The sequence below is a fragment of the Microcoleus sp. Aus8_D2 genome, from assembly GCF_036702665.1.
Lineage (GTDB): Bacteria > Cyanobacteriota > Cyanobacteriia > Cyanobacteriales > Microcoleaceae > Microcoleus.
Window position 1 is genome coordinate 59,212 of the sequence record NZ_JAUBUN010000035.1, and the last position, 14,402, is coordinate 73,613.

Genomic DNA, 14,402 nt, shown 5'->3' on the forward strand with positions numbered 1-14,402 from the left:
TCATCAGTCATTCCCTATTCTAAAATCTAAAATCTTAAATCTTAAATCTAAAATCTAAAATCGACTGACTTCCGTTTGGTGCTACTAATTCATGGGTAAATAAACCGTAAACGTGGTTTTTCCGGGAAGTGATGCGACTTCTATTTTACCTTGATGTTTGTCAATTATTGGCCGAACAATATGAAGCCCTAAACCGCTGCCTTCCCCTAAGGGTTTCGTAGTAAAAAAAGGCTCAAAAATTTTCTTTTGAATGTCGAACGGTATACCCTTGCCTGTGTCGGTCAGGGTAATCTTTATCTGCTCATCTTCCTCCATCGCGTCAATAGTTAAAGTACCTTGATAGTCCATAGCGTGCAAAGCATTGTGGACGATATTTGTCCACACCTGATTTAGTTCGTCAGGATAGCAAAGTATAAACGGTAGTTCTGCACAGTTCAGCACTACATTCACTCCATGTTTGATTTGATTGTGATAGAGAGTCAACACCGTTTCTATGCCATCAGTTATCTTCGCTAAACTCTTCTCGCTCGACGGTTGGCCGCCCGTGTATTCTTTGATCGAAAATATTATTTTGCCCGCTCTATCTGCTGCTGTTTCTATGGTTTGCATACCTCTTTGCATACCGGAAATTTTATAAGCTATTTCTAAAATATATAAACCATCAGGTCTTTTTAACAGCGGCAAAAAAGGCTCTATTTTGTTATAAATTCTCATGTCCACAATCGTATCAGCCACATCCTCTGGTTTTTCCACTTGTTCAAATTTTAATTTAGATAATAAAAATTTTTTCACTTGGCGGTCTTCTTTGGCAGAGAAACTTGGTTTTTCTTGGAGCGACCTATTGAGTAATGCTACAAAACTTTCCGCTTCTTCTGGGGATAAAGACTGAAACAGTTCAGGTAACTGCTGTAGGGATTGATTTAAAAACTTAAAAATGTTCCCCAGAGAAGATCGAATTGCTCCCAATGGAGTATTGATTTCGTGAGCAATTCCTGCGATAAATTGTCCCAAAGCAGCCATTTTTTCCGAATGAATCAGTTCGGTTTTAGTAACTTTTAATTGTAGCAAAGTAGCATTCAATCTCTCATTAGTTTTCGCTAGCTCATCATTTTTTGATTGCAGACTATTTTGCAGATTCTGCAAACTCAAGTGAGTTGCGACGCGAGCCAAAACTTCTTCTACTTGAAAAGGTTTGGTAATGTAGTCTACTCCGCCGACGCCAAAAGCTTTGATTTTATCGAACACGTCGCTCAAAGCACTGATGAAGATCACGGGTAGGGCGCGAGTGCGATCGTCCGCTTTCAGCTTTTCGCAGACTTGATAGCCGTCCATCACTGGCATATTAATATCCAGCAAAATCAAATCCAAAGCAACGGTTTGGGCAATTAATAGAGCTTGGTTTCCATCCCGCGCGGGTCTAACATTGTACCCTTGTGCTGTCAAAATCCCCGCGAGAAGGCGCAAATTAGCTGGAGTGTCGTCAACTACAAGAATATTCGCCGTTGGTGGGACTATTTGCTGGCTGCTCATGAGCGCTTAAACTCTATTGTGTTATTTTTGAGAGCTGTCAATTACAGGGCTATTTTACCGCAGTTGAACTCAGTTGCCAAGATCGCCTCGGCTGCAACTCAACTGATACCTGTTCAAAAAAAGAATGCAACTCTACGCCAGCTCCAAAGCCTTATGCAATCAGTCATTCCCAATTCTTCAATCTCAAATATAAAATCTCAAATGGTATGAGACTGTTCTCTTCTTTAGGACGCCCGACACCAGACTATCAAAAACCCAGTTTATGAATGTATTTATCGTTACTAAACCCAGGATTTTTGAGCGAAACCCGGTCAGTCGCTCCGAGATTAAATAAACCTAGTTTTTGAGTTAAAATATGGATTAAAAATTCTATTTTTTTCATGTTTCCGGTTGATTCATAGCTGGGGCGTCCGGGAATCTATTAAATAAAGTCCGAGCGACTTTGAGGCAATATTACGTGCATTTCCTGACAGCGTTGCAGATAATTTTGCGCCACCTTATCCAGGGGATTCTTTCGCACGCAATCAGCAAACAGTTCTGCCGCTTCTTGATGTTTAGCAGCAGCATAATTATACAGTGCTTCGACAAATACGGGTAAAGTTGCTAACTTGCCCTCTTTCAATTCTGGTATATCGGCATCAAACACTTCGTAAATTGTCACCAAATCCGATTTACCTTTGACTCTAACACATCCGATATTTCGGATTGCGTAACTTGCCGGATTGCTCAACTGTAAAAAAGTATTTTGAGTAATCAACATCGACACCCCGTAACTTTTAGTCAAGCTTTCCACCCGCGAGGCTAAATTTACCGCGTCGCCAATCACGGTACTGTCCATCCTGTTAGTTGACCCAACTGTTCCTAACATCAATGAACCCGTATTGATGCCAATCCCAATTTTAATCGGTGCGTAGTTGCAACTCATGCGATGTTGATTGTATTCCTGGAGACTGTGCAACATAGAAATTGCAGCATTCACGGCATCGCCTGCACTGTGGCCGAACAAAGCCATAATTGCATCGCCAATATATTTATCAATAAAGCCGTGATTTTTAATAATGCTTGGCTCCATTCGACTCAAATAAGAATTAATAAAATTGAAATTTTCTTGAGGTGTCAGACTCTCAGAAAGAGCCGTAAAATCCCGAATATCGGAAAACAATATTGACATTTCCTTTTCCACGCTGTCGCCGAGTCGAATGTCGCTCAAGCTATTGTGGCTTAGCAGGGAGACAAATTCATTCGGCACAAAGCGTTTAGCAGCTTCTGTTAATTGTAATTGCTGTGACAGGGCAAATTCTAACTCCTGATTAATTTTCCGAAGTTCGGCATTTTGTTCTGCTAGTTTTTTATCCTGACTGTAACTGTGGACGGCTTCTGTCACAGTCAATTTCAAGTCTTGAGTTTGCCAAGGTTTGCCGATGTAGCGGTAGAGTTTCGCCTGTTTGATGGCATTTCCTACCGCCTCAATAGTCGCCTGACCCGTCAGCATCACCTTGAGAGTTTTGGGAGAAATTTCGTGAACTAGCCGCAACAATTCATCTCCTTTCATGTCAGGCATTACGTAATCCGAGATAATCAAAGGAATTTCATAGCCGTCCTCGAGCAATTCAGCAATTAACTCTAGGGCATCTTTACCTCCTTCGGCAATTTCAATCTGATAAGTATTCCCTAAAGCCTCTTTTAATTCGGTTTTAAGACTTTTCAGAATAGTTTTTTCATCGTCAACGCAAATAATGACTTGTTTGGTCATAACGATAAGGCTGTTTTAATGGTTTCGATCAACTCTGATTCCGACCAAGGTTTCTGCAAACACCGATGGAGGTTGGCTTCGTCAAATGCCCTCTTGACTGCCTCTTCATCGGCTTGACCTGTCAGCATGATTTTTACTATTTTGGGGAATTTTTGATGAACGCGAATTAGAAATTCATCTCCTTTCATTCCTGGCATTAACCAATCCGAGACAATCAAGATAATCGAAATTTCGTCGTCATTGAATTCATCAATTAACTCTAGAGCATCGGCGGGATTTTCGGCTATCTCGTAAAGGTAAGCATTCCCAAAGGCGGCTTTTAGTTGGGCTTTGAGGCTTTTTAAAACTACTTTTTCGTCGTCAACACACAGGATGATTGGTTTAGACATTTTTGCTGGTTTAACTAATAATTATTTAGGGGATATTGACAGGCAGAACAACCGTAAAGGTAGTTTTGCCGGGAACCGATGCAACTTCTATTTTACCGCGATGTTTGTCAACTATCTTTCTGACTATATCAAGGCCCAGACCGCTGCCTTCTCCGGAGGGTTTTGTTGTGAAGAAGGGAGTGAATATTTTGGGCAGGACTTCTGGCGGAATTCCTTTGCCGCTATCCGTAACGCCGACTTTGATATTGTTGCCTTCCTGAACGATGTCTAGAGTTAATGTGCCTTGATTGTCCATCGCTTGCAGGGCGTTGTGAATTAGATTTGTCCATACCTGATTAAGTTGGTCTACATAGCACATTACGGGCGGTATTTTTGGGAAATTCCGACATACTTCTACACCGTGTTTGAGGTTATTTTGATACAGGGTGAGTACGGTTTCTATGCCTTCAGTTATATTAGATTGAATCATCTCTTCTGATGAATCGTAGCGGCCATAGGTTTTCAGGGCGAAGACGACTTTAGAAGCGCGATCGGCTGCGGTATTGATTGTTTGGGTTCCTCGCTGGATTTCTGAGAGTTTGTAAGCCATTTCTAAGATGCGATCGCGATCGACCTTTTGCAGAAGAGACAAAAAGTCGTCCGCCTCGTAAATCCCCATATCTACCAAAGTGTCGGCGATATCATCCGCTTCGTCAATGTCTTCATCTTCGAGTTGACTAATCAAAGCCCGCTTTAACTTCCTTTCTTCTCTGGCTGTTAAAGTCATGTCTTTTTGTAGCGAGCGATACAGCAATTTGCAGAAAATTTCTGATTCTGCGGGGGAAAGCGACTGAAACAGTGAGGGCAAATTGGTGATGGTTTGGCCCAAAAAAGTAGTCATAGTTCCCGCGCTCGATCGGATCGCACCGAGGGGAGTATTCAATTCGTGAGCAACTCCGGCGACTAATTGACCTAAAGCTGCCATTTTTTCCGATTGAATCAACTCTTCCTGAGTGGTTTCCAGGTTGTCTAATACTGTTTTGAGCTCTTGGGTTCTTTCGGCGACTTGGACTTCGAGAGTGCGGTTGTATTCCGCTACCAATTTTTCGGCTTGTTTGCGCTGGGTGATATCGGCAAAAGCTGCGATCGCATAACTCACCTTTCCTTTATCATCATAAATGGGCGTTCCCCAAACCTCGATCGGAATAATCCTGTCAGATTGGCGAATTTCCATATCATCAACGTTAACGCTGGCTCCTTTAAAAGCATTAGCAAGAGGTTCTTTGTCTGCTGGATAAAGTTCGTTGGTACCTGCCAAGTAAGCTTGATAAATCTCTCGAAGTTCTTCCGAAGTATTAGCGACTATACTCGTCCCCAACAAATCCTGAGCGCGAAAATTAACATAGTAAGGTTTGCCACTAGACTCGGCGACAAATATACCCACCGGCACTGCTTCTAAAATTTGGTTTAGTCGGCTTTCACTCTGAGATAATTCGGCATTCAAAGCTTGCATTTCTGTGAAAGATACTTGCAGTTGCGCCGCCATACTATTAAATGAATTGGCAAGTTCCCCGACTTCATCGTTGCGGTTGAGGGTTACACTTTTGCCCCATTCACCTTTAGCAATATTTTTCGCCGCCTCGTTCAAAGATAAAATTGGTTTTGTAACCCATCTCGCCGTGACAACGCCAACAATTATCGCGACGACAAAAGCAGCAGCGCACAACAAAATAGTCGCAGTAGTGTTGGCATTAATTTGTGCCATAAAATCTGCTTCGGGAACAACCATCACAATCAACCAATCCAATCCTTTATCATCTTGCCAAGGCAGAACTTGTAAAAATTGTTTTTTACCCTCAACATCAAATTGTAGTGATTGGGAGTTTTTCAGAGATTGGAACTTGTTAAAATTAGTGGCTAAATATTGAGCAGTGGTTTTAGTGAAAGTATTTGTACTGTCAATTGCTTTGACTCGTTCGGCTCCGTAGTCTTTTTTGACTGTATGAAATGGTCTTTCTCCTGTGGAAGTTGCGACTAACATTCCCGATCGCTCTACAATAAAAATCTGTCCGGTTTCGCCGATTTTCAAGCTTTGCAAAAACTTGCCAATTGTGGACAAATTAATATTAGTTAGCAGCACCCCTTTCAATTTGCCTTGTTTGTCGTAGAAAGGCATAGATGCGCCGAGATAAGCAGTAATGCCAGCCGTATTGGAATAAATCTGACTCCAGGTGGGTTTACCAGCAGCTACGGCAGCTTTGTACCAGGGACGAGTGCGCGGGTCGAAATTAGTTTTGTTGTTTAATACTGCGCCGATTTCGCCGGATTCATTGGTAGCATAGGTGCGGAAATCATAGTTACTTGCTGCTGTGGATACTCTCCAAGTTAGGGAGCCATTGTCGAGCCTTTCTGCGCCTAAGTTGTCTCTTTGCTCTAATGCTAAACCTGTGAAAGTGAGGGTGTTAAATATTTGAATTTGCCGCCATAAATGACGCTGTAAAACAGGTAAATCTTCCAGGTTGAGGGTGCCGATTTCGATCGCAGCAGCATTGATCTGGTTGACCTGATGGGGTACAGTCAGGTAAGTACCGAGATTTTGTTGAACGCGGCTACCTACTTCTGTCATTAGTCGATCGGCAATTTCGTTGACTGCCTTCTGTCCGTTTTTAAATGAGAGATATCCTACCAGTCCCACCGCCGCGAAGAGTTGCAAGACGAAGGGAACTATCAAAACTGTTCGCAGGGTTCGCGAGCGAGCGGTTTTTGTGGCTTCGGAGCCTGTAGATTGGGTTTGGTTCACAACGTTGCTCCTCGATCTAATTAGGATCTGGATTTTTTATGAATAAATACTTATTGGCGGGCGAAATCTACCTGAAAAAATTGACTGATGATCGCCAGCATCGCCATGCAGTATATCCCTCTGTGTTGGAAGTACAGGAATCGAGACACCGATTTCGCGAGCAGATTTCTCGGTAGCCCACCAAGAATTATCGCAGAAACCCGGTTCCTTTTCATAATACCAGTTCCCAAAACAATGCAACTCTAGGCAAGCTCACAACCGTTAATTTATAAGTCATGGACTATCTCAAATCGAACATTGAAAATTGAAAACGGTCTAATTTTTATCCCTGTTATTCACTGTTGTCAAAGTCTGCTGATAAAAGTAGATGCTATTTGTGAACTGCCAGCGCACCGCAGAAGTCTACAATATTTTGCGATCGAGCGAACAAATACAAAAAAACAAACAAACGGCTGCTTTTGATTGTACAGCAAAGTTGAGGTACGATCGCGATCGATTGTGCCGCATCTAGATTGTGTATGGTGATTGAGGGGAAGAGAGGGAGAGAGGGGGATGGGGAGAGGATTTGACGATTTTTGATAAATCTAGGAAATATCCAATGTAAATGCAGTACAGCTTCCATGGGGGATTTGCGGCACTTGTGAAGTCCGAGTGCCGCAAATGCCAGCTTCGCCCTCGGGCACTAATTCGATCGATCGGAGAAATTGGTAGCAGAAGCAAGAAAGAAAGAAAGAAGCGATCGCCTGCATGGGTTTTGTTCAATAGCAGTAAGGTGCGCCGAAGAGCACCCTACATACTTAGGTTTTGGATCGAGGGATTTGAGTGGAAAGGTCGATCGCCCTTTGCACTAAAATTAAAACTAAGTCAACCGCTGCGAATTCACCCGCCGAATTGCCACCACCGCAGGTTTAGGTGGATTATTAACTTTTTTGCCAGGCCAGTTAGAGCCTACAGGCACTTTTCGAGTCTGCAAAAACTCCTTACCATCAATAGTTTTCATGGCAAATTTCCGGCTGTCTGTCGCCATATCTTTTCGCATCCCGTTGATTTCTCCCGGATGTTGAATCGCCAAAAACAAAGTCTTTTCATCCTCAGTAAAAAACGGCCCAGTAGTTTCGCATTCCATCGGCCCAATGCCAAACAAAAAAGCCTCCCCGGCACTCTCACCAGAAGCCGGCAAAAACCAAATCGCGTTGTTTCCGTACAAACCGCGCAAATTAGATTGACTAATTGGTTTTCCATCTTTATCAACTCGGCCAGCAGCAACAGGCGCATTCAGTTTGTCAGAAGACATATCATTCACCATCCAAACATTGCCTGCTTTGTCAATCAGTAAATTATCGGGATTAGCAAAACCCAATCCGCCCGCAGCCGGTTCGCCGCCCGTCGCAAACATTTTCCACTGAAAAGTCATTGCAGACGGCTCGTTACCCTCTTCAACTAAGCGCATAATCCAGCCGTATTCGTAAGGTTTGCCGTCCTTACCTTGAAAAATTCGCAAATCCGGCCCGCCGTCGCTGTCGCTGGCAGAACCGGAAGTAAAGGTAATGTAGAGAGAACCGTCAGGAGCAATTTCAGTGTCTTCGGGACGAGCAGTGCAAGTGGCTCCTGCGGCACTGGCGGCATAGTGAGCGTCTATTAAAATTGCACCTTGTTTTTCCTTAGCCGTGCCTTCGTAGAGGTCATTTAAAGTCTTAAACTTCTGTTTGAAAGCAACTGCGTCTGCATCTTTTTCGACCTTATAAAAACCGCCTTCCGGGCGCTGCGGCAAATTAATCATTCCGCCTGCATGAAGGCTAGGCAAATCTGGATTCACAGGCGTGTCAGTTTTTAATGGAATCCACTTACCGGTGCCGTCAGCGTTAAATTTTGCAGCATAAAGCATTCCGTCTGTCAAGAGCTGGGAATTCGATCGATCTTTGGGGTTTTTGACTGGGTTTTTGCTGACGAATTTGTAAATATGTCCGCTGCGGCGATCGCACCCGGAGTAAAATGCTAAAGGTTTCCCCGCCACCACGCGAATGCCCACGGCTTCGTGGCGGCAGCGTCCCAGCCAAGTGTGTTTGGTACCGTAGTCGTTGGGGTTAGCCGGATCTACTTCTACCATCCAGCCGTATTTATTCCCCGCCAAGCCGAACGGATTACCCAAACCGCCAATTTCTTCTGCATCAATGTAGAAATTTTTCTTGCTTGGATCGAAAGATGTACCGTCTGCAAATACAGGTTCGGGGACGAAATTCTGGATGTTTTCTTCAGCACTAAAAACCGTTCCCCAAGGCGTAGTCCCGCCCGCACAGTTACTAAAAGTGCCGATGATTTTTGGGCCCAACTTGTCCGAGTAGCCTTTACCTTTTTTGTTGAACACGGCTACCGCTGGGCCGGTGGCTTTGAGGTAGCGCCCGTCTTCTAGGCCGGAAATACCCGTAATTCGGCGATCGGCTGGCGAATTAGTTCTTACCCATTTCCCATCATCATTTATTTTAACAGAAATTACCCCAATTCCCACATCAATCAAAGCTGCTTTCGATACTTCCACCACCATTTTTTTAGTCTGGTCTTTGTCCGCAACAGCAAAGGCATTTATTCCCGCTTTTTGGGAAAGTGTCGCTGCCGCTTCTAACTTAGCAAAAGGCAGAGATTTGCCAATAACTTTTTGATAAGTTTGAAGCCAAGGCTTGGCACTAATGTACTCGAAATTAACTGTTAAAAATCCCTGATTTTTTCCGGTTTCTACAAAAGAGAGATAATCATTGTTGTAACCGAAGTGAGAATCGCCCACTTTGTCTCCCCAAGCAGCTACGATATCGTAAGTAAAGCCTTCGGGTAGTATGAGGTCGTCTGCTACTTCGTAACTGCTGTAAGCTTGGGCTTGTTGCTGGGTGGATACGTTGCTAATGGGGATGAATTGTCCAGTTTCTGTTAAGGTGCTGCTGGTTAGCAAAGGCATCGGCCCTTTGACTGGTTGAAAGTTTATGCCGCGTGCAATATTATCAGCACTCTTGGCAGAGTTAACAGGTTCTGAGAAGGGCATTGCAAATTTTTGTTTGCAAGAATTGAGTGCAACACTACCGGCCGTTCCACCCAAGAAAAGTAGGAATTCTCGACGTTTGATAGTCATAGTTAGTTCAGTTGATAGTTGACAGTTGACAGTTGACAACGGTATTGAATTATCCAGTGTTCTTATCGCACCCTAAACATACAAATAAGGACACAACATTGTTGTATCCCTACGTCATATTTGACTGCAACTTGGAACCGTACAAATAATCTAAAAATTCAACCAAATCGATAGCCGAACCCGCGTACCGTAATGATATATTCGGGTTGGCCCGGATCGATTTCCAACTTTTCGCGCAGCCAGCGGATGTGAACGTCAACTGTTTTGCTATCTCCGATAAAATCCTGACCCCAAATTTTTTCCAGCAACTGATCGCGAGACCAAACTCGCCGGGGATTACTCATAAATAGTTCTAGTAAGCGAAACTGTTTAGGAGAAAATTTTACTTCAATGCCGCGAACCAAGACGCGGCATTCTTCAGGATACAGAGTTATGTTCTTATATTGCAGCATCATGGGTTGTGGCAACTGACCGAGGCGCTGACGCCGCATCAGCGCCCGACAGCGGGCGATAAATTCCCGCATTCCAAAAGGCTTGGTGAGATAATCATCCGATCCCGCTTCGAGATAAAAAGCGCAATTGTTGGCACTTCCTCTAGCACCGACAATCAAAATAGGAACGGGATTTCCTTGATGTCGTAACATTCGACACAGATCCAAACCGTTAATTGAGTCCATAATTAACAGGTTGAAGCCAAATTCACCGTGGTATGACGAGGAAGCTTGCACAGAAGGCAGAGCGTTGCGCCCGTCGCTAGCAACCACCACCTCATAGCCCTGTTCTTTCAGGGCTAAAGCTAGCATTTCCCGCAACAGGTCTTCACCTTCCAATAACAAGATACGGCCGGCTTGTCCAACAGCCAGCCTTGAAGGACTTTCGCTTAATTCAGCAGAAGACATAAATATCAGTGGGAGTTGTGTTTGTATGTAGCTAGCGGGAGGTACTTTCTTCAGTAGCTGAGGCACTCTCGCGCTGCGATCGCTCATAAAGAGCGATCGACTATTTAATCACTTATAATCTTTCGCCAGTCCATCCGACAGACATACGCTCGACTTTTTTTACTTGCTCGTGCAAGAGATATAGCTGTTGAGCAGTTGCGATAGCTGCGCTGTCTGCCTGCGTCCAGGCGTTAGAAGCCCGGTCATTGTTAGGGGTCGGTATTACTTTGTAAAACATTGCCCGCTTTTGATTGACCAGGTTACACCCAATCTATTGGGAGATGGCTTTATCGTACAGGTAAAAGGTTATCAAAAGGTAAAGTTTTAGTAAATAAATGGTTAATTTATTTAAGAATCAGTAATGTTGCTTTTCAAGTCTAACCGAACGCTACAAATTTGTGGAAGATATAATCCCGATCGGCTCTACGCTCCCAAACCCGGTAACTCGAAAAATATGGCGCTAAATTAACGATAAATCTGGGAAAATGACGGGTTTTTGAGAAATAGTGTTTCGTGAGTTGAACGCGAGCTCTTAAGCTCGCACTATAACAGAACCGGGCACAGGCGGGAGCAAAGGCGAGGAGTTTTGAACGCGAGTAACAGCCGGACGATCGCCCTACAACTCACTCAGACCCGCTAGGATCGAACTTACAAGTAAAAATTCTGTAGACTGCCTATAATGTTGCTGCATTTGAGTACCTGGCCCGAGGTTGAAGCTTATCTAGAGAGCTCCCGAGGCATAATTATCCCGATCGGCTCCACCGAACAACACGGGCCCACCGGCTTAATCGGAACTGACGCGATTACTGCTTCTGCGATCGCCCAGAGTGTCGCAGAAGCAACCAATGCCTTAGTCGGCCCGACAATTAATGTAGGGATGGCCTTGCACCACACCAGCTTTCCCGGTAGCATCAGCCTCCGGCCGCCGACCCTGATTCTCGTAATTAGGGATTATATCACATCTTTAGCAAAAGCGGGATTTGAGAAATATTTCTTTATCAACGGTCACGGTGGGAATATTGCGACGATGAAAGCAGCATTTTCCGAGACATACGCGCATTTGTCGGATTTGAATGTAGCAAATGCCGATCGCATTCAGTGTCAAATCGGCAACTGGTTCATGTGCGGTTCAGTCTACAAACTCGCCAAAGAATTGTACGGAAACGAAGAAGGCTCCCACGCCACCCCCAGCGAAGTTGCATTAACCCAGTACCTTTATCCAGAAGCAATCAAGCAAGCACCGCTTTCGGAAGAAGTTGCATCCGGGCACAAAATTTACAGTGCTGCTGACTTCCGCCGTCGATTTCCCGACGGGAGAATGGGTTCAAATCCGGCATTGGCGACTCCCGAACACGGCCAGCAATTTCACGAATTAGCAGTCAAAGAATTGACTAATAATTATTTGGAGTTCTTGAACTCAGATTGACCATTACCTGCAAATCTTGATAAATCGCGTTTTTCTCCGAGGCTAGATCCCCCTCGCATCCCCCTTAAGAAGGGGGACTTTGAGAATATTCCTGTCCCCCCCTTCCTAAGGGGGGCTAGGGGGGATCTGGGCCTAATCATCAAACAGTAGATCCGTACTGCTAATAACACGTTAAGTTAAAACGATTTCTAAGCCGCAGCTTCTTCTTCCGCTTCAGCTTCCGGTGCATCTGGGACATCTTGCTTGATCGTCAAATAGCGAATCACTTCTTCGCTCAGACGCATCGCGCGTTCCAGGGTAAAAATTGCAGCACCCGGAGCTGTATAGTTCATTTGAACGTATACTCCGTCGCGGTGCTTGCCGATTTCGTAAGCCAAGCGACGCTTGCCGCGGTGTTGAGTTTCGATATTTTCAGCACCTTGATCGCGCAAAATGGTTTGATATTTCGCGATCGCCTGGTCAGTCATTTCTTCACCCAAATCAGGGCGCAGAATGTACATTGTTTCGTAAATAAACGGTTTCATGGCAATAATTCCCTTATGGACAACAAGGCTTCTGATGAAGCAAGGACTTATAATCATATACCAACAATGAACAATCTCAAAACTAAAAAACCAAATTCCCCAAACCGCAGTCGATCGCCGTGGAACACGCTGTGGACGTACAGTATCATGGGGGCGATCGCGCTTTTAATGCTCTTCCCGCTGCTGTGGCTGCTCAGCACCTCCCTGAAATCCCCGAGCGAAAACATCTTTCAATATCCCCCGCAACTGTGGCCGCAACAGCCCACCCTCGAAAACTTCATCAAAGTCTGGGAAACCAACCCCTTCGGGCGCTACCTGTTCAACAGCACCCTGATTGCAGCCCTCACAGTCAGCATCAACGTCCTCTTTTGCGCCCTCGCCGCATACCCCCTAGCCCGACTCAACTTTCGCGGCCGCGAAGCCATCCTAATTACAATTATTTCCACAATCATGATACCCTTCCAAATAGTCATGATTCCGCTGTACATTTTGACAGTACAACTCGGATTAAAAAATAGCTATTTAGGCGTAATATTTCCCGGACTCGCCTCAGCCTTCGGCATATTTTTATTGCGGCAAGCATTCCTCGCAGTTCCCAAAGAATTAGAAGAAGCCGCCAGAATAGACGGCTGCACCGAATTAGGCATTTGGTGGCACGTGATGATTCCGGCAATTAAGCCAGCTTTAGTCACCTTAGGAATTTTTGTATTTATCGGTTCTTGGAGTGACTTTTTGTGGCCGCTGCTCGTTTTGGACAGGCCAGAATATTATACGTTACCCTTAGGCGTAGCGAATTTAGCCGGGACATTTTCCTTAGATTGGCGTTTGGTGGCGGCGGGTTCAATTATTTCGATTATTCCAGTTTTAGGACTGTTTGTGCTGTTGCAAAAATATATTGTGCCGACAGAAGCAGCCGCCGGAGTCAAAGGGTAGAAGAAGGAAGTTCGGCAACGAAGCGGTGTACGGGATGTAACGGATGTAACGGATGGAAGGAAGAAGGAAGTTCGGCAACGAAGCGGTGTACGGGATGTAACGGATGTAACGGATGTAACGGATGTAACGGATGGAAGGAAGAAGGAAGAAGGAAGAAGGAAGAAGGAAGAAAAGCAAGGGTATCAGCAATTAATAAGCTGCTCATTGTCTGGGCGGTTGGTATAATCGACAACTAGGATAAACTCAAAATTTATCTGCGTCGAGCCGCGTTTATCTGCGGTTTTAAAACAGTTCAACTCAAAACTTTCCTCAATCAGCCAAGGTTATTTACGATGTACGAACTCCCAGAAATCCGCTGGATTGTTGAGCGCGCTGCTGTTATAGACACAATTGCAGGATTTGCAAATGCGATCGACGCCAAAGACTGGGAGAAATTGCGATCGCACCTAGCCGACGAAATAGATATCGACTATTCAGAATTCAGGAGTGAAACTCCCAGACGAATAACCGCAGAAGAATATATAAAACAGCGGGTAGAGGGACTTGCAGGTTTGCGAACGCTGCACGTCAGCACGAATCACGAAGTAACTATTCACAACAATACAGCCAAATGCCTGTCTGCGTACCAAATTTATCGACTCGACCCCACTCGCGAAGCCGGAGAAAATCGGCTGGACACAGCAGGAAAGTATTTTCACTCTTTAATTCAAACAACAGACGGACATTGGGCGATCGAAGGAATCAAGCAAACCGTGGTGATTGTCAGCGGCAATCCTCAAGTTCACGGTGCGCTGCGCGATAAGTATTAAACCATTTTAGATTTTAGATTTTAGATTTTAGATTTAGGAATTGGGAATAATTTAACATAAAATAGGTTCGTAGTGAGGACTTCAGTCCGCATAAAATCCCAGGACTAGCATTCACCTAAAAATATTAAATAGGTTCGTAGTGAGGACTTCAGTCCGCATAAAATCCCAGGACTAGCATTCACCTAAAAATATTAAATAGGTTC

11 protein-coding genes are annotated in these 14,402 nt (G+C 44.5%); 4 read left to right on the plus strand and 7 right to left on the minus strand.

The genetic code is table 11. The features are described 5' to 3' along the window. Positions 1–84 precede the first annotated feature (84 nt). From QUB64_RS23735 to QUB64_RS23750, 4 genes are all read right to left on the minus strand, one after another. Positions 85–1,530: a sensor histidine kinase gene (locus QUB64_RS23735; protein ID WP_333266574.1), complete on the minus strand. Its 1,446-nt coding sequence runs from the start codon at positions 1,528–1,530 to the stop codon at positions 85–87. Between the two features lie 421 nt (positions 1,531–1,951). Continuing rightward, positions 1,952–3,283 carry an adenylate/guanylate cyclase domain-containing protein gene (locus tag QUB64_RS23740; protein ID WP_333266576.1) on the minus strand — a complete coding sequence of 444 codons (1,332 nt, stop codon included), beginning with the start codon at positions 3,281–3,283 and terminating at the stop codon, positions 1,952–1,954. Further along, the gene (locus tag QUB64_RS23745) at positions 3,280–3,672 is read right to left on the minus strand and encodes a response regulator (RefSeq protein ID WP_333266578.1); all 393 of its coding nucleotides are present in this window, start codon (positions 3,670–3,672) and stop codon (positions 3,280–3,282) included. Before QUB64_RS23745 ends, QUB64_RS23740 begins: the two co-directional genes overlap by 4 nt. Positions 3,673–3,697: 25 nt before the next feature. Beyond that, a complete protein-coding gene (locus QUB64_RS23750; protein WP_333266580.1) occupies positions 3,698–6,451 on the minus strand; it encodes an ATP-binding protein in 2,754 nt (917 codons plus the stop codon). A 367-nt stretch (positions 6,452–6,818) separates the two neighbouring features. Between QUB64_RS23750 and QUB64_RS23755 the strand changes: the two genes are divergently transcribed. Further along, positions 6,819–6,962, plus strand: coding sequence for a hypothetical protein (locus QUB64_RS23755; protein WP_333266582.1), 144 nt, complete (start codon positions 6,819–6,821; stop codon positions 6,960–6,962). 348 nt (positions 6,963–7,310) lie between these two features. On the opposite strand, the gene QUB64_RS23760 is transcribed toward QUB64_RS23755, so the two are convergent. After that, positions 7,311–9,569 (minus strand): PhoX family protein, encoded by a 2,259-nt coding sequence (locus tag QUB64_RS23760; RefSeq protein ID WP_333266584.1) that lies wholly within the window; start codon positions 9,567–9,569, stop codon positions 7,311–7,313. Between the two features lie 158 nt (positions 9,570–9,727). Next, positions 9,728–10,468, minus strand: coding sequence for a response regulator transcription factor (locus QUB64_RS23765; RefSeq protein WP_333266915.1), 741 nt, complete (start codon positions 10,466–10,468; stop codon positions 9,728–9,730). A 718-nt stretch (positions 10,469–11,186) separates the two neighbouring features. On the opposite strand from QUB64_RS23765, the gene QUB64_RS23770 reads away from it, so the two are divergent. After that, positions 11,187–11,933, plus strand: coding sequence for a creatininase family protein (locus tag QUB64_RS23770; RefSeq protein WP_333266586.1), 747 nt, complete (start codon positions 11,187–11,189; stop codon positions 11,931–11,933). A gap of 188 nt (positions 11,934–12,121) precedes the next feature. Here QUB64_RS23770 and rpsF read toward each other — a convergent pair whose 3' ends face one another. Then, positions 12,122–12,457, minus strand: a complete 336-nt coding sequence (rpsF, locus tag QUB64_RS23775; RefSeq protein ID WP_333266588.1) for a 30S ribosomal protein S6 — start codon at positions 12,455–12,457, stop codon at positions 12,122–12,124. A gap of 15 nt (positions 12,458–12,472) precedes the next feature. Here rpsF and QUB64_RS23780 point away from each other — a divergent pair, with 15 nt between their 5' ends. Then, positions 12,473–13,390, plus strand: a complete 918-nt coding sequence (locus tag QUB64_RS23780) for a carbohydrate ABC transporter permease (RefSeq protein WP_442921701.1) — start codon at positions 12,473–12,475, stop codon at positions 13,388–13,390. A gap of 332 nt (positions 13,391–13,722) precedes the next feature. Further along, a complete protein-coding gene (locus tag QUB64_RS23785) occupies positions 13,723–14,199 on the plus strand; it encodes a nuclear transport factor 2 family protein (protein WP_333266592.1) in 477 nt (158 codons plus the stop codon). Positions 14,200–14,402 lie beyond the last annotated feature (203 nt).

Excerpts from the sequence above, each read along its gene's own strand:
- rpsF (WP_333266588.1), bottom strand. The coding sequence starts at position 12,457 with ATGAAACCGTTTATTTACGAAACAATGTACATTCTGCGCCCTGATTTG.
- QUB64_RS23770 (WP_333266586.1), top strand. The coding sequence starts at position 11,187 with ATGTTGCTGCATTTGAGTACCTGGCCCGAGGTTGAAGCTTATCTAGAG.
- QUB64_RS23785 (WP_333266592.1), top strand. The coding sequence starts at position 13,723 with ATGTACGAACTCCCAGAAATCCGCTGGATTGTTGAGCGCGCTGCTGTT.
- QUB64_RS23760 (WP_333266584.1), bottom strand. The coding sequence starts at position 9,569 with ATGACTATCAAACGTCGAGAATTCCTACTTTTCTTGGGTGGAACGGCC.
- QUB64_RS23740 (WP_333266576.1), bottom strand. The coding sequence starts at position 3,283 with ATGACCAAACAAGTCATTATTTGCGTTGACGATGAAAAAACTATTCTG.
- QUB64_RS23735 (WP_333266574.1), bottom strand. The coding sequence starts at position 1,530 with ATGAGCAGCCAGCAAATAGTCCCACCAACGGCGAATATTCTTGTAGTT.
- QUB64_RS23755 (WP_333266582.1), top strand. The coding sequence starts at position 6,819 with ATGCTATTTGTGAACTGCCAGCGCACCGCAGAAGTCTACAATATTTTG.
- QUB64_RS23745 (WP_333266578.1), bottom strand. The coding sequence starts at position 3,672 with ATGTCTAAACCAATCATCCTGTGTGTTGACGACGAAAAAGTAGTTTTA.
- QUB64_RS23765 (WP_333266915.1), bottom strand. The coding sequence starts at position 10,468 with ATGTCTTCTGCTGAATTAAGCGAAAGTCCTTCAAGGCTGGCTGTTGGA.
- QUB64_RS23780 (WP_442921701.1), top strand. The coding sequence starts at position 12,473 with ATGGACAACAAGGCTTCTGATGAAGCAAGGACTTATAATCATATACCA.